This window comes from Desulfomicrobium norvegicum (assembly GCF_900114595.1).
GTDB classification, from domain to species: domain Bacteria; phylum Desulfobacterota; class Desulfovibrionia; order Desulfovibrionales; family Desulfomicrobiaceae; genus Desulfomicrobium; species Desulfomicrobium macestii.
Genome location: NZ_FOTO01000015.1, coordinates 43,220 through 58,835 on the forward strand (window position 1 = coordinate 43,220; position 15,616 = coordinate 58,835).

Here is a 15,616-nt window from a genome sequence, read left to right on the forward strand (position 1 = left end):
TTATTTTCTCCTGTACGCAGTGGACATGGTCCGGATGCGGTCGATGATGATAGGGAGGTGGTGGAGCATGTAGTGCACGTCTTCCAGGGTATTCTCGCGGCCAAGGCTGATGCGTACGGAGCCGTGGGCGTTTTCCACCGGCACGCCCGTGGCCATGATGACATGTGACGGGTCCAGGGAGCCCGACGCGCAGGCCGATCCCGTGGACACGGCGATGCCGACCAGATCGAGGTAAAGAAGGATGGCTTCGCCCTCGGCCCCGGCAAAGGAGACGCTCAGCGTGCCCGGAAGACAGTGCTCGGGGTGGCCCATGAAGAGCGCGTCCGGGATGGCTTCGGCGATGCCGGCCTTCAGGATGTTCTTGAGCTCGAGCAGGCGTTTTTCCTCTTCTTCCATTTCTATGGCGCGCAGTTCCATGGCCTTGCCCATGCCGATGATGCCCAGGGAATTTTCCGTGCCCGCGCGGCGGCCGCCTTCCTGATGTCCGCCCAGGATGAGCGGGCAGTAGGGCGCGCCCTTCTTGACGTACAGGGCTCCGATGCCCTTGGGGCCGTAGAGCTTGTGGGCCGAGATGGTCAGAAAATCCACGTCCAGGTCGCGCACGTCCACCGGGATCTTGCCCACGGACTGCACCGCATCGGTGTGAAAAAGGGCTCCGCCCTCATGGGCGATGCGGGCCGCGGCCTTGATGTCCTGAATGGTGCCGATCTCGTTGTTGGCCATCATGATGGAGACCATTCCAACCTTGTCCGTGACGGCCCGGCGCAGTTCCTCAAGATCGATGCGACCGTGTTTGTCCACGGACAGATAGGTCACTTCGTGGCTCTTGCGCCCGAGGTCGCGGGCGGTGTTCAGCACGCAGGGATGTTCTATGACCGTGGTCACCAGGCCGCTGCGTCCGCTCAGCGCGCACGAGCAGCGCGTGCTGTCGCAATGCAGGAGGGACAGCACCGTGTTGTTGGCCTCGGAGCCGCTGCCGACAAAAAGGATTTCGTCGGCATCCGCACCGATGAAGGACGCGACTTTTTCCCGCGCATCCTCGATCCTTTCCCGCGCCTCGCGGCCGAAAGCATGCATGCTGGAAGGGTTTCCAAATATTTCAAGACCCTCGATCAGGGCTTCTTTCACGCCCGGATGCAGGGGAGTGGTGGCATTGTTGTCAAAGTAAACGGTTCTATTTTCCATGGCGGCTCCTTGTTTCGCAAAATTACGATGAAATCTTAAGCCCTAATCCGGACCTGTCCACCCCGAAAAGGGGTGAAGAATGCCTGGACTCGGGGATTTCGGCTCTTCGCCGTCTTCGTGCCAGAGTCCGTCTTCCCAGCAAAAGAGCTGGTGCGGATGGAACCCGGCCTTGTAGGCCATGCGTTCACACCCAGGCACTACATAACCCAGGTAGTAGTGGGCAAGCCCCCGTTTTTTCGTCTCCTCGATCTCGCGCAGCACGCTGAAAATGCCTGGGCTCAGGTTCGACGCGGCGGGATCGAAGACGAAATAGACGGAACTCAGGCCATCGCTGCCAAGGTCCAGATATCCGGCCCCAAGCAGACGACCGTCCTCCTCGTAGCGGGCCAGCAGGTTCGGGCAGGGCGAGGAGTGCAGGTTGGCGATGAATTCGTCGAAGGTGCTCTCTTGTCCGAAACGAACCCTGGAATGTACATGATACAGGTCAAAAAGTTCTTTTTCGTAGCGAACTGGGCCAAAGCTGACGCCGACATGGCTGCAGCGGCGCAGCACGCGTTTTTGCCCGCGGCTGGGCTGGAATCGGTGCACGGGTATGCGCAGGGGGGTGCAGGCCCGGCAACCCGGGCATGCGGGACGAAAGAAATAGTGGCCGAACTTGCGCCAGCCCCGGGACAGAAACCAGGAAAGCTCGGCGGCGTTCAGGCTGTCGGCAAAGAAGAAGGAATAGACCAGGGTCCTGTCCGGCAGGTAGGGGCAGGGCGCGGGCGGCGAAAATTCGGGTTGGGAGTAGAGAATCATGGCCGCGCCCAATGCTCCTTGCGCACACCGGACGACATGCGGGATTCGTCCCGCTCGATGCCGTCCGGCCTGCTCATTGCCGTTCTATTTCGCCGTCTTGGACCAGGAATCACGCAATGTGACGGTCCTGTTGAAGACCGGGCGGCCAGGCCCGTGATCATGGCGGTCCGCGCAGAAAAAGCCCTGCCGCTCGAACTGGAAGCGCGCCTCGGGCGCGGCCTGGATCAGGGATTTTTCGACCTTGCAGTCGGTCAGCACCTCCAGGGAGGCCGCGTTGATCTGGGTCAGGAAGTCGGCGTCCTTGCCCGGTGATTCCACCGTGAAGAGGCGGTCATAGAGGCGTACCTCGGCCTGTGCGCAGTGCCGGGCGCCGACCCAGTGCAGGGTGCCCTTGACCTTGCGCCCGTCGGGGGCGTCCCCGCCCCGGCTTTCGGGGTCATAGGTGCAGATCACGGCCATGATGGTCCCGTCGGATTTTTTGAGCACATCCTGACAGGTCACCAGATAGGCTCCGCGCAGGCGCACCTCGCGACCGGGCGAGAGGCGAAAATACTTGCCGGGCGGGTTTTCCATGAAATCCTCGGCTTCGATGAAGATCTCGCGCGAGAAGCCGACCTTCCGGCTGCCCATTTCGGGGTTTTTGGGATGGTTGGCCAGTTCGAAGAACTCTTCCTTGTCTTCGGGGTAGTTCTCGATGATCAACTTTATGGGCCGCAGTACGGCCATGGCCCGGGGGGCGGCCGCGTCCAGATTCTCGCGCACGCAGTTTTCGAGCACGCCCATGTCCACGCAGCTGTCCGAGCGGCTGACCCCGATGCGCTCGCAGAAGTCGCGGATGGCCGCGGGCGGAAAGCCCCGGCGGCGCAGGCCGGAGATGGTTGGCATGCGTGGATCGTCCCAGCCCGCCACGACGCCGCCATCGACCAGGTTCTTGAGCTTGCGCTTGCTGGTCACGGTATAGTTGATGTTCAGACGGTTGAATTCGTACTGAACGGGACGGCTGGGAACATCGAGCTGGTCGAGGAGCCAGTCGTAGAGGGGCTTGTGATCCGCGAATTCGAGGGTGCAGATAGAGTGGGTGATGTGCTCCAGCGAATCGGACAGGCCGTGGGCGAAGTCGTACATGGGGTAGATGCACCACGCATTTTTCGTGTTCTGGTGCTCCTGATGCAGGATGCGGTACAGGGCCGGGTCGCGCATGTTCATGTTCGGCGAGGCCATGTCTATCTTGGCCCGCAGGATGTGCGCGCCTTCGGGGAATTCCCCTGCGCGCATGCGGGAGAAGAGATCCAGGTTTTCCTCCACGGAGCGGTCGCGGTAGGGGCTGTTTTTGCCGGGTTCGGTCAGGGTGCCGCGATACAGGCGCGTGTCTTCGGCGCAGAGCGAACAGACATAGGCCTTGCCCTTGGTGATCAGCTCAACCGCGAAATCATGAAGGCGATCGAAGTAGTCCGAGGCATGGTAGAGGTGCTCACCCCAGTCGAAGCCGAGCCAGCGCACGTCCTCCTTGATGGAATTTACGTAGACCGGATCTTCCTTGCCCGGGTTGGTGTCGTCGAATCGCAGATGGCAGCGTCCGCCGTAATCGCGCGCCAGGCCGAAGTTCAGGCAGATGGACTTGGCGTGACCGATATGCAGGAACCCGTTGGGCTCGGGGGGAAATCGGGTGCAGACCCGGCCGTCGTTCTTGTTGCTTCTGAGGTCTTCTTCGATGATGGCGCGCAAAAAATTTGAGGGTGCGGATGGCGTGTCCATGGTGATCCTTGAATGCTGCGTGGCGTCTTTGGGGTTATGAGTGTTGATCGCTTACGGTCAGGGGCATGGGCTCACAAGCCCGCCCGTTGATATGGGCCAGGAGCGCGTCGCGGGTGCTCGGAAAGGCCAGCTTGTCCCAGGGTATCTGCTCGCGCGTGAAGAGGCCGAGGTCTTCGGTTTCCTCGCCCGCGCTGGGTTCCGCCGTGTCCATGTGGGCGCTGTAGACGATGATGACCGGCGGCCATCCTGCATAGGAGAAGACGCCGACCAGTCCGTCCAGGGTGATGTCGAGATTCACCTCTTCGCGGATTTCGCGGATGGCGGCCAGTTCGACGGGCTCGCCCTCATCCACGTAGCCTCCGGGCAGGAGCCATTTGTGGCTGTCGTCCGGGCGCTTGCGGCGCAGGAGCAGGATCTTGTCGCCGATTTCGAGAATGACGCAGGTCACGACCTTGGGGTCGAGATAGACTACGCCGGCGCATTTCGAGCAGACCAGGCGGGGCGGCTCGTCCGGGCGCAGGCGTTGCAACTCCAGGGGGGCTCCGCAGGCGGGGCAGAAACGGTAGCGGTCGTGGCGGATGGGACCGGCGGTTGTGGTCATGAGTAGGTATTGGTCCTGATCGTGTGATCCTTGAGGGTTTCGCGGGCGTGACCCGCGAGGGATTTGGCCGGATACCCGATGCTGATGATGGATTCAACCCGCAAATGGGGTGGTATGTGCAGAATCTCGCGCACGCGGTCCTCGGCCGATCTTTCCTGGTCGTGGGGGCGCAGGCGGATCTGCACCCAGCAACTGCAAAGGCCCAGGCTTTCGCATGCCAGCTGCAGGATGATGGAGGCGATGGCGCAGTCCTCGATCCAGGTGTCGGCCTTGTCCTCGTTGCCGAGCACGGCCACGCCCAGAGCCGCCTCGCGCAGAAAATGCGCGCCGTGCGGTTTGGCCGTGGACAGGGCCTCAAGGAGGGGCTTGTCCGTGACGAAAATGAATTCCCAGGGATCGAGCCCCCGGGATGACGGCGAGCGCAGCACGGCCTCCTTGAGCTGGGCCAGGACTTCGGGCTCGATGGCTTGCGGAGTGTAGTGGCGGATGCTGCGGCGTTTGCGCAGGATTTCGAGCATATTTTCTTCTCCCGGGCCGATCTTCAAGGATCGGCCATGGTGGTTGTGCGCGCACTCCTTGATCAGTGCGGACGCATACCGTATCAAAGCCCTCATTGGGCGGCAATCGCCTAATCCTGATGCTATCCCAGGAGGAACAATGGAGGAACAATGGATGGACTGATTCTCGTCTTGACAGCGCTGGCCGGGTGTCTCATGCCGGTCCAGCCGGCCGTTAACGCCGTGACCGCACAACTGATGAGCAGTCCGTACCTGGCCTCGTTCTTTTCCTTTCTGACCGGAACGTTGGTCTTGGGCCTGTTGTGCCTGACCCTGCGCCTGTCCTGGCCCGACGGGAAAATCATGATGAGCCTGCCGTGGTGGGCCTGGACGGCCGGGCCCATGGGGGCCTTCTTCGTGACCATGACCATCGTCGCCGTGCCGCGCCTTGGAGCCATGAGCGTCATGGCTCTCTTGATCGCCGGACAGATGGGCATCTCCCTGGTTCTCGATCATTTCGGGTGGCTTGGAATCCCGGCCCAGCCCATCTCCCTGTGGCGGATTCTGGGCGCGATCCTGCTCTTCACCGGCGTGGTGCTGATCCGCAAATTTTAAGGAGCTTGCTTATGAAAACAGCGCTGTTCGTATTCAACGGCGACCCCATGTGCTTTATCCACGTACTTCTGAACGCGCTCGACATGCACGCCGCCGGTCACGAAGTGCGCATCGTCATGGAAGGCGCGTCCGTGGCCCTGCCCCCGGCCCTGGTCAAGCCCGAGCACCCCCTGGCCAAGCTTTTCGCCAAGGTCCGCGAGGCCGGGCTGCTTGACGGCGCATGCAAGGCCTGCTCCGTCAAGCTCGGCGTCGCCGCCGAGGTCGAAGCCGCGGGTGTCGCGCTCATCGGCGACATGAACGGCCATCCGTCCATGCGCTCCTACATGGAAGCGGGATGGCAGGTCATCACGTTTTGATCCGGGACAGCCAGACCTGCCGGGGTGATGACGCTCCGCTGGTCATCCGGGTCGGTTCGCTCAACCCGGTCAAGCTCGGAGCCATCCGCGAGGTCATGAGCGGGCCTTTCCCCCTGGCCCGGTTCGAGCCCGTGTCCGCTCCCTCCGAGGTGCCGGATCAGCCTCTCGGGCTGGAAGAGACCCTGCGCGGAGCAAAGAACCGCGCCAGGAACGCCTTTGCCGGTTGCACCCTGTCAGTGGCCCTGGAATCGGGGCTCATCGAGGTGCCCGGATCCAACACCGGCTATATGAACCTGACGGCCTGCGCCATTTTCGACGGCCGTGAAATGTATCTGGGGCTGGGTCCCGCCTTTGAGCTGCCCCCGGAAGTGACCCGGCTGGTAGTGGTCGAGGGCCTGGAACTTGATCCGGCCGTGCGTCGGGCCGGGCTGACCGAAAACGAGCGTATCGGTTACGCCCAGGGCATCATCGGGGTCTTGAGCTGCGGCCGGGTCACGCGCATGGATTACAGTCGCCCGGCGGTGTCCATGGCCCTGGTCCGCATGGGGCTTTAGCCGCCTGACCCCGTTCCGCGGGCTGTCCGCGTCGCCTTGAAAAAACCGATTTTAGTGTGCATTGTCATGCCCTGCGGTCCCGGTTTTCTTGGCGCGCCCAATTTTGTTGGTCCACCTGCAGGAATCGTTTTAAAATAATCGTACGTTCAACCATATTGCCAACGAGGAAAATATGTCCCGCTCATATCTGGTCTATCGCTGCAAGGAAGGAGAGGTGCTCAAGAAGCCCGAGGCCGTCATCGCCCTTTGGGACGAGGATGTGCCGCGTTTCTCCGAAATCCTGGACGAGGCCACTGCCTCGCATCCCTCAAGGGCCCGCAAGCCAGGGGAATACTGGGAGATCGTGACCAAGGAAAAGGCCGACCCCTATGACTGGGAAAAGGTCGTGGCGCCGGTGAAGAACAAGGACCACGATCCGCTTGGCGACATGTGGAAGGAGCGCGCCAAGATCGAGAAATTGATGGAAGAGGGCGCGAGCCTGGAGCAGGCCCTGGACGTCATGACGCCGTTCAGCCACACTTTTCGCTACGAATCCGAGGCTCCAAAAAATCTTCTTCCCAAGATGGGCGAAGTCGAATCGTAGCATTTTCGGGGCCCCGGCGCCCCGCAAAGGAGACGCTCATGCGCTGGATCATGCTGTGCCTGCTTCTCATTCCCCTGCCCGGATTTTGCGGCGGCCCGGTTCTGTCCTCGGGCCAGTTGCTTTACGTGCCCGTGTATTCGCACATCTACACCGGGGACAAGGAGCGGCCGTTCAATCTGGCCGTGACCCTGTCCATCCGCAATACCGATCCGAGCGGCAGTCTGAAGCTTACGGCGGTGGACTATTACGATACCGACGGGCATTTGGTCCGACACTACCTTGACGCGCCTTTGGTGATGAAGCCGCTGGCCTCGATTCGTTACGTGGTGGCCGAAAAGGACGTAAAGGGCGGTTCGGGCGCCAATTTTCTGGTGCGCTGGGAGGCCTTGGATGCAATCAATGTCCCGGTGGTGGAGTCGGTCATGATCGGAGCCCAGTCGGGACAGGGTATTTCATTCACTTCCCAGGCGAGGGAAATTCAAGAACACTCACACGATTAGGGAGTACGGATGGAGAACGTGATGGAAGAACTTGAGGCGTTTGTCTCCAAGTGGGACACCTGCGACGCCAAGGAAGCATTTCTGGTTTTCAGACAGGCTCTTGAGGCTGTCGATGGCGTAACCCTTGATTTCAAGGCCCGCCCGGGCATCACCTATTCCCTGCGCGGCGCGCATCCGGCCCAGCAGGGGCGGGACCTCTTCGCGCTGATCGACGTCATAGACGACGATCCGGAACAGCGCTGGCTTTCGGTCTGCTTTTACGACGATCTGGTCACCGACGAACAGGAGCAGGGCGACTGGGTCCCCGGCGGTCTCATGGGCGAGGATGCCCGCTGCTTCAACGTCGACGAGGCCGACGAGGATCTCGTGGCCTATGTGGTCGAGCGCATCCGCGAAGCCGGAGCCGGCGCGGCAAAATAGGGCGGCTCGGCTTTTTTGACCGAAGAGGGCGTGTCCTTGCCGGTCACGGCCCATACCCTGCGGACGTTGAGCGGATCACTGCTGTTATGTTCAGGAGCAGCGCATGGCTTATATTCTGGCCGCCGACATCGGCGGGACAAACAGCCGTTTTGGTCTTTTCGGTCATTTTCCGGGCCAGGATCCGGAACTTCTGGAGTCATTTGACGTCCTGACCGACTCTGTCTCTTCCCTTGAGCAATTGCTGGGGCGGATTCGGGAGGAGGGCTTGGGCCTTGACCCCATGGACGCGGATCAGGTCGTCCTGGCCGTGGCCGGACCTGTTCGGGGCGGGAAGAGTTGCAGCTTGACCAATGCCTCCTGGGACATCGATCTGCGTGAGTCCACGGGCGGATTGCCGTTTGAGCGAACCGTCCTGATCAACGATTTCGTGGCTCAGGCCCTTGGCTGCCGGACCCGCGACGCGGCTGGGTCCTCCATTTCGATACAAAAGGGAGTGCCCCGGCCCGGAGTGGTGGCGGCGGCGGGCCCGGGGACGGGGCTCGGCCTTTGCGCCCTGGCTCCCCTGGCCGCCGGGTGTCCTGATTTTCTGGCCCTGCCCTCCGAGGGCGGGCACGCCCCCCTGGCCTTTGTCACCGAACACGAGTTCGAGTTTCTGCGCTTTCTCAAGGACCGAACCGGCCATTCCCACGCATGCGGCGACATCGTGGTTTCGGGACGGGGCCTTGTCGCCATGCACCTGTTTCTGACGGGGCGCGACCTGTCTCCGGCGGAGGTTGCCCGGGAGATCGGGCCCGAAAGCGAAACGACTGCCTGGTTCGCACGGTTCTTCGGCCGCGTGTGCAGGGGCTATGTTCTCAATGTGCTGGCCTTGGGCGGCCTTGACCTTTGCGGCGGGATAGCGGTCAAAAATCCCTTTTTTGCCACTCACGACGAATTTTTGCGCGAATTTTGCGATTGCCCGACCTATGGGCATCTTCTGGCCGAGGTTCCCATCCGGCTTATCACCATCCCCGACACGGGCCTTCGCGGCGCTGCCAGCCACGGAAGATCGCTTCTTGACGCGGGAATAAAGGACGCCAGCCACGTTTTTGTGAGGTAGCAACCTACGAAAGTGTCGGTATTTTTTAAGCGTCAAGTATAAAAATCAGATAGTTGTGGCTGGCACAAGAGCTGCTTCAGTCTCCTCAACAGGAGGCTGCCATGCCCGTCATCACAACGCCTTTCGGAGTTCTTGAAACCCTTCCCGACATCGAGTTTTTTTCGGGCGGCGCCGTGCAGTCCTGCATCGCCGCCCGGTCCTGTACCCTGTCCACGCCCCTTGGTCCCCTAGTCCCCCAGTTCACCGCCAGCAGCCTGCGCAAGCGCCAGTTGCCGGCCATCTCCTTTCATCCAAACGGCATGATCCGCAATCTTCCGCTGGAAGAGCAGGTCATGGTCCCGACTCCGCTGGGCATGCTGCCTGCCGAGCAGGTCACCTTCTACGATACCGGAGCCGTCAAGCGCGTCTTTCCCTTGAACGGAACCTTGAGCGGCTACTGGACCCAGGAGGACGAGGCCGCCATGGCCACGCCCCTGGTCCTGGACACGCCCATCGGATGCGCCCGGGTCAAGGCGGTCTGCGTCTATTTTGGTCCCGAAGGCAATCTGCGCAGCCTGACCCTGTGGCCGGGCACGGTGCTCGAAGTGCCCACTCCGCTTGGAAACATCGGCGCACGGTCCGGAGTTTCGTTTTTCGACAGCGGCGTGCTGCGCTCCTTGGAACCGGCCAGCCCCGTGGCCGTGCGGACGCCTCTGGGCGAACTTCTGGCCTTTGATCAGGATGCGGTGGGTATCTGCGGCGATCAAAATTCACTGCGCTTTCGCGAGAATGGAGCCTTGCTTGGCCTGACGACGTCGGCTCACGCTTTCGAGGTGGAGCTGGAAAACGGCCGCAGGAGGTCCCTGACCCCGCCTTTGCGCCGTCACCCTTGTGACGGCGAACGCATGGAGGCGGGCTCCATCACTCTTGATTTCAGCCCTGGACAGGTCAGCTTCACGTTCGCGGATTCCCCGCGCATCAAGGTCAGGACCGAAGGAGTCACGGCGTCCCGATTTTTTCTGCCGCTGCCCGGACTGTCGCCCATGTGTTCCATGGGCGCGGGCAAGTGGTAGACCCACACGAACCAATCTGCAAAGGAGGAACTGTGAACGTAAGTTGTCTGGAAAAAGTGGTGGAATACGCATCCATGCCCCTGCATGGGACACTCTCGCGCAAGCTCAGAAAAGGACTCAAGATTCAGATCAACGAAGGCCGAACCTATGAAAAGGCCGTCCTGTTCCTGGGTTCCGACTTTCTTCGCGTGACCGAGAAGGAAGAGGGAATGTCCGTAAATACCTACTATGGCTGGGAGGAGATCGCCTCCATCCGTACGTACAGTTCGGAACCGGAGGAATAGCCTTACGGGGCCAGCCCCCCGGACCAAGACCGGTCCCACCGAGGCATCGGTTGGGACCTGGTCATTTCAATGCTGAATTTTCCCGCTTGCCCCTGACGGAATCGAAAAACCGGAAATGACTGACGCCAGACATTTCCGGTTTGACCCGCGCGGGTTTCCTTTTTTCATGGGTGCTGATTGCGCGGCCTATCCCGCCATCCGGCGCAAGGCGGTGAGGAAGCTCGAGCGCAGCTTTTCGCCGAGGAGCGCGCGTTTGACCGGCGGGAGTTTCAGGAATCCGCCGACAAGGGCGCGCATGAACTCCTGGGTGCGGCTCTCAGGATTGTCGAAGATGAAGGTCTGGAAGGTGTCGCGCTCCAGCGCCTGCAGCATGACCCGCTCGAAGCTGTCCTCGGGGTGATACACTTTTTGCGGGCGAGGCTTAAGGGTGAGCGCCCCGGTCGGACATTTCAGGGCGCAGACCCCGCAGCCCAGGCACACGGCTTCGATCCGGGCCAGTTTCGCGGGTTTGCGGGACGCACTGGCGGCGTCTTCCCGTGGGTGCATGCTCACGGCGTCGACCGGGCAGGCCTTGGCGCACAGGCCGCAGCCCGTGCACAGGTTTTCGTCCACCACGGCCACGAAGTTCGATGTGACCAGGATGCCCGTGTAACCGGTCTCCCGCACGCCCTGGAGCAGATTGCAGCAGCAGCCGCAGCAGTGGCAGATGAAGCCGGCGTCGCGGCGGACGTTGTCGGCGGTCAGGGTCAGGCCCTGGTCCCGGGAGCGGGCCAGGATGTCGCGCATCTGCATCCTGTCTATGGGTTTGGCGAAGCCGTTGCGGATCAGGAAGCGCGCGCCGGTGCCCATGGAGGTGCAGGTGTCCATGGGCGTGCGGCAGGGCGCGTGCCCGAGATGGTGCTTCTCGTGGCGGCAGGAGCACAGCCCGAGTGAAAATTCCGTGTGTTCCTCGATGAGCGCGGAAGCCTTCTCGTAATCCAGGATCTCCACATGTTCCCCCAGCGCCTCTTCGTGCGGCAGGGTGCGCATGACCGAGGTGGCCTGGCCGTCCCCGAAATTGGCGTGCAGGAAATCCTTGTCCCCGAACATGTAGGCCTGAAAAAGCTCCGCCCAGCGTGCACGCGGCAGATCCGGCCCGGTGCGCATCATCGTGAACTCGAAGAAGCCGATGACAATGGGGCTGACCATGTACTGGTAGCGCGCGCCGTCCCAGATATCTATGACCAGCCCTTTTGCGCAGAGTCCCTCGATCATGGGGCGCAGGGCGTCTTCGGGTTCGCCCAGCATGGTCGAGATGCGCTCCAGGGTAGAGGGGCGGTAGGGCATGCGCGCGACCAGTTCGGCCTCGGGCCGGGAATACAGCTCTTCCACCAACTGTCTGAAGATCGGTGTCCATGGAGTGCGCACCGGGGCCTGGTCGAGGCGGTGTCCAAGTTTGCGGAAGATGTCCTTGCTTGTGATGTGTCCCATGATGATCCCTGGTTGCGCGGTTGATGGGTGATGATGCCTCCGCCCCGGCCGGAATTGCAAGCACGAATCCGTTCATTCGCGCCACGCGGCGTTGACAAGCGCGTCAGACTGGTTCAGACATTGGTCCTACCAATTTATCGGGTCGTTCGCGGCATGTCCTGCGCGGCCTCCATCGGGAGGATCTCATGTTTGAAGTAGTCGCTTTGTATCTGGCCGTGGGCGCGGTGGCTGGCGTTCTGGCCGGATTGCTGGGCATCGGGGGCGGACTTGTCATCGTGCCCATGCTGGTTTTTTGCATGGAGTTGCAGAATCTGCCCCAGGAGCTGATCATGCATCTGGCGCTGGGCACCTCCATGGCCAGCATCATGTTCACCTCGGTTTCGAGCTTCATGGCCCATCACCGCCGGGGCGCGGTGGAGTGGAGCGTGGTCAGGCGCATCGTGGCGGGCATCCTGGTCGGTACGTTCCTCGGAGCCTGGGTGGCCGCGCAGATGAGCACCGGGGCGCTCAAGATATTCTTCGTCATTTTTCTTTACTACGTCTGTTACCAGATGCTCTCCGGGAAGAAACCCAAGCCGTCGCGCGTGATGCCGGGAACGGCAGGGATGTTTGGGGCCGGCAATGTCATCGGGGTGGTTTCGAGCCTGGTCGGCATAGGCGGGGGCACCCTTTCCGTGCCGTTCATGGTCTGGCACAACATTCCCATCCATAAGGCCATAGGCACTTCCGCCGCCATAGGCTTTCCCATCGCCGTGGCAGGAACGGTGGGCTACATCATGAACGGCTGGGGCGTGGACACCCTGCCGCCCTATTCCCTGGGCTATGTCTCTCTGGTGGCCTTGGTCTCCATTGCGGTCATGAGCGTCATCACCGCTCCCTTGGGCGTGCGTCTGGCACACAGCCTGCCCGTGGACAAATTGAAGCGGGTGTTCGCGCTGATCCTCTTTCTGGTCGGCACCAAGATGCTGGTTTCGCTTTTCTAGCCGGGGTGGGGCGGCCGGGTCTTTTGCGGTCCCGTTTTTTTTGCCCGGCCGGATGATTGCGTCTTTGAGTGATCCGGAACGATTCTCCCAGAGCGGGGAATCGTTCCGTTTTTTTTTGGCCTTTCGCCGGGCGCTCTTGGCTGCGTTCAGCCGAAAGGGAGCCGGAGCGTTCGGCTTTGGGACAGGGGCGGTCCTACATGTACCAGCGCCAGCTCTGCCCGGCCCGGAAGAGTTCACGCAGGGTGAGCGGCCTGTTGCCGGCGATCTTCTTGGCCAGATAGATGAAGAGGTAGGCTGTCTGGAGGGCATCGCCCAGGGCATCGTGGGCCGTGAAGCGGGGTAGTTCAAACTCCCGGGCCAGGTCGGTCAGCACATAGGAGATGCTCAGGTTGTACTGTTCGTAATGCGAGGGCGTGCGTTTCTCGCGCCACAGCATGGCCATGCGCATGGTGTCGAGGCAGGGGTTGGCCAAGGGGCGGCCGTGATTCTTTTTGCAGGCCCTGTTCAGGAAACTCATGTCCAGCCCCACGTGGTGCCCGACGATGAGGGTGCCCTTGCAGAATTCGATCAGTCCGGGAAGAACCTCGGCCAGGGGCGGAGCCTCGGCGATGGCCTCGGGGGTGATGCGGTGGATGAGGGTGCTTGTCTTGGGGAGCGGGATGCTGGGCCGCACCAGAATGCTGAAACTTTCGCCCGGCACGATGGCCAGTCCGCGCACACGCACGGCTCCAATGGAGACGATCTCCTCCTTGCGAGCGGAGAGGCCGGTCAGCTCCGTGTCCAGCACCGTGTAGACGTACTCCTCCAGGGGGCGGGTCTGGTCCAGCTTTCGGCACAGACGGTTGTTTTCGTCCAGCGCGGGCAGGCTTGAGGCCCTTTGACCAAGCCCCATCAGGGCGAGCAGATTTTTCGGTGTGGGAAGATTCATGCTCATGCCATGTTCAGCCGGAAGACTTCGCGCAGCACTCCGTGCAGCGGGGTGATCACTCCAAAGGCTTCGCGCAGGGTTCTTTTTTCCAGGGCCGAGAGGGTCCCCGGGTCAAGGCGGTTATCCGGTGGCACGCCCTGCTCCATCTGTTCGAGCTGGTGCATGAGCCGTGAATGCAGCAGGAATTCGAAGGCCTCCCGCGCTTCGTGGAACAAATCGCGCGACAGATGCCCCTCCTGATGCAGCAGTTCAAGCCTGCCGAGGGTGCTCGTTTCCCGGATGCCGTGATAAAGGGCCATGACCCGCGCAAAATCCATGAAGGGCAGCAGGCCCCTGGTCTTTATGTCCAGTGTGTTCTTGTGGGCTCCATCCTTTTCGACCATGAAATTCTTGAAAAATGTCAGCGGCGGTTTGGAGTTCAGGCACTCGACGGCCATGTAGCGCAGAAACAAATCTTTGCCGGCGCAGGCGTTGGTGACGTGTAGACGCAGGTTTTCGGCCAGATCCTTGTGCCCGTAAACGCCCCGGAAATCGAAAAAGACGGAGCTGGCCAGGACGCGCTCGGGTTCCGGTGCGGTGGTCCAGGTCGTGACCCGGTTTTTCCAGGCATCAAGCGAGCCTCGCCATTGGGGGTTCGAGGCCATCATGTCTCCCGGGCAGCGCGGAAAGCCGCAGTTTATGAGATGGGCGACCATGCGTTCCGTGAAGGCCGAAAAATAGGTCTCGGCCGCGCGCTCCAGAAAATCCACTCCGCAGTTTTCAGTCACCAGGGCGTTGTCCTGGTCCGTGGCAAAGGTCTGCTCACGGCGGCCCTCGCTGCCCATGAGCAGGAGGCAGAACTTGACCGGAGGCGGCCCCAGTTCGCGCAGCATGAGATCAAGGAGCTTGGACATGATCTGATCGTTCAGGATTGCGATCATGCGGGTGATGTTGCCCGCCTTGGCCCCTTGCTGAACCAGGGTGCGGATGACCGGGGTGATGCTGTCGTGCAGCGGATAGAGCCCGGGGATGGTGGTGCGCGAGGCGATTTCCCGGAACACGGACATGGGCGAACGACCCTGCAGGAGCATGATGTCGTGGGAGCTGATGATGCCTTGCAGCCTGTTGTTGGACTTGACCACGAGATGATGGATGTTCTTGGACATCATGGTCAACAGGGCGTCGAAGCACACCGCGCCGGCGTCGATGCTTTCCACCGGCGTGGTCATGATGGTCTCGGCCGGGGCCTGCAGGTCGAGGCCCAGGGCCATGGCCTTGCGCAGGTCCGTGTCCGTGATGATGCCGCAGATCTCCCCCGAGGGTTCACGGAACAGAAGCGAGCCCGTGTTGTGCCGGATCATTTCCTTGGCCGCGGCCTGGATGCTCAGGCCAAAGGGCACGCTGACGGGTTCGCGGGAGACGAGATCGCCGACGGGATTGCTGAAGAGGTGCAGGCTGTGGTCTTCATGAGCCGGAAGGGTCTTGCAGCGCATTTCCTCGAATGCCTTGGACAGGAAGGTGTCGGCGAAGGACTTGAGATAGAAGCGCGGGATGCCCGGGTTGAGATGCACGGCTTCGAAAAAGCGTTCGCGGGGAATCTTGATGATGAAGGTGTCTTCGACCGTTTCCGCATCCATGGCCGCCTTTTCACCGTTGAAAAGCGACAGCGCGCCAAGGGATGCCCCTTCGGTGCGGATGTCCATGAGAATGCCCTCGTCCTCCAGAAAAAGGCGGATGGCTCCTTTCTGGATCAGATAGAGGCCGTCGACCTCGGTAATCCCCCGGCGCAGCAGGCGCGTCCCGGCCGGAAAGAAGTCCACCAGGCAGCCTCGGGCAAGACGGACAAGACTCTGCCTCTCCAGTTCGGAAAAGGGCAGAGTGCTCTCAAGAAAGGTGATGATGCTGTCGTATCCCGCAGGCTGGATTCCCGCGTTCATGGCGTTGTCCTTGGGTTGTG

The 15,616-nt window shown here is 61.6% G+C and carries 18 protein-coding genes; 10 read left to right on the forward strand and 8 right to left on the reverse strand.

Annotation, left to right across the window (positions count from 1 at the left end):
- The 5 genes from BMZ24_RS16970 to BMZ24_RS16990 form a co-directional block, all read right to left on the reverse strand.
- A complete protein-coding gene (locus BMZ24_RS16970) occupies positions 1 to 1,185 on the reverse strand; it encodes a cysteine desulfurase family protein (RefSeq protein ID WP_092193955.1) in 1,185 nt (394 codons plus the stop codon).
- A 42-nt stretch (positions 1,186 to 1,227) separates the two neighbouring features.
- Positions 1,228 to 1,983: an arginyltransferase gene (locus BMZ24_RS16975; RefSeq protein WP_092193956.1), complete on the reverse strand. Its 756-nt coding sequence runs from the start codon at positions 1,981 to 1,983 to the stop codon at positions 1,228 to 1,230.
- A gap of 84 nt (positions 1,984 to 2,067) precedes the next feature.
- Entirely contained in the window at positions 2,068 to 3,738 is a 1,671-nt protein-coding gene (locus BMZ24_RS16980; protein ID WP_092193957.1) for a glutamine--tRNA ligase/YqeY domain fusion protein, read from the reverse strand.
- A gap of 34 nt (positions 3,739 to 3,772) precedes the next feature.
- Complete coding sequence (locus BMZ24_RS16985; protein WP_092193958.1) at positions 3,773 to 4,339, reverse strand: NUDIX hydrolase; 567 nt, start codon at positions 4,337 to 4,339, stop codon at positions 3,773 to 3,775.
- Entirely contained in the window at positions 4,336 to 4,857 is a 522-nt protein-coding gene (locus BMZ24_RS16990) for a nitroreductase family protein (RefSeq protein ID WP_092193995.1), read from the reverse strand. Before BMZ24_RS16990 ends, BMZ24_RS16985 begins: the two co-directional genes overlap by 4 nt.
- A gap of 150 nt (positions 4,858 to 5,007) precedes the next feature.
- On the opposite strand from BMZ24_RS16990, the gene BMZ24_RS16995 reads away from it, so the two are divergent.
- From BMZ24_RS16995 to BMZ24_RS17035, 9 genes are all read left to right on the forward strand, one after another.
- Positions 5,008 to 5,451 carry a DMT family transporter gene (locus BMZ24_RS16995; RefSeq protein ID WP_092193959.1) on the forward strand — a complete coding sequence of 148 codons (444 nt, stop codon included), beginning with the start codon at positions 5,008 to 5,010 and terminating at the stop codon, positions 5,449 to 5,451.
- 11 nt (positions 5,452 to 5,462) lie between these two features.
- On the forward strand, positions 5,463 to 5,807 hold the full coding sequence (locus BMZ24_RS17000; protein ID WP_092193960.1) for a DsrE family protein: 345 nt from the start codon (positions 5,463 to 5,465) through the stop codon (positions 5,805 to 5,807).
- Positions 5,786 to 6,361 (forward strand): inosine/xanthosine triphosphatase, encoded by a 576-nt coding sequence (gene yjjX, locus BMZ24_RS17005; protein ID WP_092193961.1) that lies wholly within the window; start codon positions 5,786 to 5,788, stop codon positions 6,359 to 6,361. The genes BMZ24_RS17000 and yjjX overlap by 22 nt, the downstream gene beginning before the upstream one ends.
- A 172-nt stretch (positions 6,362 to 6,533) precedes the next feature.
- On the forward strand, positions 6,534 to 6,944 hold the full coding sequence (locus BMZ24_RS17010; RefSeq protein ID WP_092193962.1) for a hypothetical protein: 411 nt from the start codon (positions 6,534 to 6,536) through the stop codon (positions 6,942 to 6,944).
- A gap of 38 nt (positions 6,945 to 6,982) precedes the next feature.
- A complete protein-coding gene (locus BMZ24_RS17015; protein ID WP_092193963.1) occupies positions 6,983 to 7,444 on the forward strand; it encodes a DUF3124 domain-containing protein in 462 nt (153 codons plus the stop codon).
- A gap of 21 nt (positions 7,445 to 7,465) precedes the next feature.
- Positions 7,466 to 7,864 (forward strand): hypothetical protein, encoded by a 399-nt coding sequence (locus BMZ24_RS17020; protein ID WP_244150401.1) that lies wholly within the window; start codon positions 7,466 to 7,468, stop codon positions 7,862 to 7,864.
- 103 nt (positions 7,865 to 7,967) lie between these two features.
- On the forward strand, positions 7,968 to 8,963 hold the full coding sequence (locus BMZ24_RS17025; RefSeq protein WP_092193965.1) for a glucokinase: 996 nt from the start codon (positions 7,968 to 7,970) through the stop codon (positions 8,961 to 8,963).
- Between the two features lie 101 nt (positions 8,964 to 9,064).
- A complete protein-coding gene (locus tag BMZ24_RS17030; RefSeq protein ID WP_092193966.1) occupies positions 9,065 to 10,015 on the forward strand; it encodes a hypothetical protein in 951 nt (316 codons plus the stop codon).
- A gap of 32 nt (positions 10,016 to 10,047) precedes the next feature.
- Entirely contained in the window at positions 10,048 to 10,299 is a 252-nt protein-coding gene (locus BMZ24_RS17035; RefSeq protein ID WP_092193967.1) for a hypothetical protein, read from the forward strand.
- 186 nt (positions 10,300 to 10,485) lie between these two features.
- Here the strand turns inward: BMZ24_RS17035 and BMZ24_RS17040 are convergent, their stop codons facing one another.
- A complete protein-coding gene (locus tag BMZ24_RS17040; RefSeq protein ID WP_092193968.1) occupies positions 10,486 to 11,769 on the reverse strand; it encodes an ATP-binding protein in 1,284 nt (427 codons plus the stop codon).
- A gap of 185 nt (positions 11,770 to 11,954) precedes the next feature.
- Here BMZ24_RS17040 and BMZ24_RS17045 point away from each other — a divergent pair, with 185 nt between their 5' ends.
- Entirely contained in the window at positions 11,955 to 12,752 is a 798-nt protein-coding gene (locus tag BMZ24_RS17045) for a sulfite exporter TauE/SafE family protein (protein WP_092193969.1), read from the forward strand.
- Positions 12,753 to 12,945: 193 nt separating this feature from the next.
- On the opposite strand, the gene BMZ24_RS17050 is transcribed toward BMZ24_RS17045, so the two are convergent.
- Positions 12,946 to 13,686 carry a 3'-5' exonuclease gene (locus BMZ24_RS17050; RefSeq protein ID WP_244150402.1) on the reverse strand — a complete coding sequence of 247 codons (741 nt, stop codon included), beginning with the start codon at positions 13,684 to 13,686 and terminating at the stop codon, positions 12,946 to 12,948.
- Entirely contained in the window at positions 13,683 to 15,596 is a 1,914-nt protein-coding gene (locus tag BMZ24_RS17055; protein WP_092193970.1) for a DUF294 nucleotidyltransferase-like domain-containing protein, read from the reverse strand. Before BMZ24_RS17055 ends, BMZ24_RS17050 begins: the two co-directional genes overlap by 4 nt.
- Positions 15,597 to 15,616: the final 20 nt, after the last annotated feature.

What these genes read in the sequence shown, in the direction of transcription:
- BMZ24_RS16970 (WP_092193955.1), bottom strand. Translation starts at nt 1,185, where the DNA reads ATGGAAAATAGAACCGTTTACTTTGACAACAATGCCACCACTCCCCTG.
- BMZ24_RS16975 (WP_092193956.1), bottom strand. Translation starts at nt 1,983, where the DNA reads ATGATTCTCTACTCCCAACCCGAATTTTCGCCGCCCGCGCCCTGCCCC.
- BMZ24_RS16980 (WP_092193957.1), bottom strand. Translation starts at nt 3,738, where the DNA reads ATGGACACGCCATCCGCACCCTCAAATTTTTTGCGCGCCATCATCGAA.
- BMZ24_RS16985 (WP_092193958.1), bottom strand. Translation starts at nt 4,339, where the DNA reads ATGACCACAACCGCCGGTCCCATCCGCCACGACCGCTACCGTTTCTGC.
- BMZ24_RS16990 (WP_092193995.1), bottom strand. Translation starts at nt 4,857, where the DNA reads ATGCTCGAAATCCTGCGCAAACGCCGCAGCATCCGCCACTACACTCCG.
- BMZ24_RS16995 (WP_092193959.1), top strand. Translation starts at nt 5,008, where the DNA reads ATGGATGGACTGATTCTCGTCTTGACAGCGCTGGCCGGGTGTCTCATG.
- BMZ24_RS17000 (WP_092193960.1), top strand. Translation starts at nt 5,463, where the DNA reads ATGAAAACAGCGCTGTTCGTATTCAACGGCGACCCCATGTGCTTTATC.
- yjjX (WP_092193961.1), top strand. Translation starts at nt 5,786, where the DNA reads ATGGCAGGTCATCACGTTTTGATCCGGGACAGCCAGACCTGCCGGGGT.
- BMZ24_RS17010 (WP_092193962.1), top strand. Translation starts at nt 6,534, where the DNA reads ATGTCCCGCTCATATCTGGTCTATCGCTGCAAGGAAGGAGAGGTGCTC.
- BMZ24_RS17015 (WP_092193963.1), top strand. Translation starts at nt 6,983, where the DNA reads ATGCGCTGGATCATGCTGTGCCTGCTTCTCATTCCCCTGCCCGGATTT.
- BMZ24_RS17020 (WP_244150401.1), top strand. Translation starts at nt 7,466, where the DNA reads ATGGAAGAACTTGAGGCGTTTGTCTCCAAGTGGGACACCTGCGACGCC.
- BMZ24_RS17025 (WP_092193965.1), top strand. Translation starts at nt 7,968, where the DNA reads ATGGCTTATATTCTGGCCGCCGACATCGGCGGGACAAACAGCCGTTTT.
- BMZ24_RS17030 (WP_092193966.1), top strand. Translation starts at nt 9,065, where the DNA reads ATGCCCGTCATCACAACGCCTTTCGGAGTTCTTGAAACCCTTCCCGAC.
- BMZ24_RS17040 (WP_092193968.1), bottom strand. Translation starts at nt 11,769, where the DNA reads ATGGGACACATCACAAGCAAGGACATCTTCCGCAAACTTGGACACCGC.
- BMZ24_RS17045 (WP_092193969.1), top strand. Translation starts at nt 11,955, where the DNA reads ATGTTTGAAGTAGTCGCTTTGTATCTGGCCGTGGGCGCGGTGGCTGGC.
- BMZ24_RS17050 (WP_244150402.1), bottom strand. Translation starts at nt 13,686, where the DNA reads ATGAGCATGAATCTTCCCACACCGAAAAATCTGCTCGCCCTGATGGGG.
- BMZ24_RS17055 (WP_092193970.1), bottom strand. Translation starts at nt 15,596, where the DNA reads ATGAACGCGGGAATCCAGCCTGCGGGATACGACAGCATCATCACCTTT.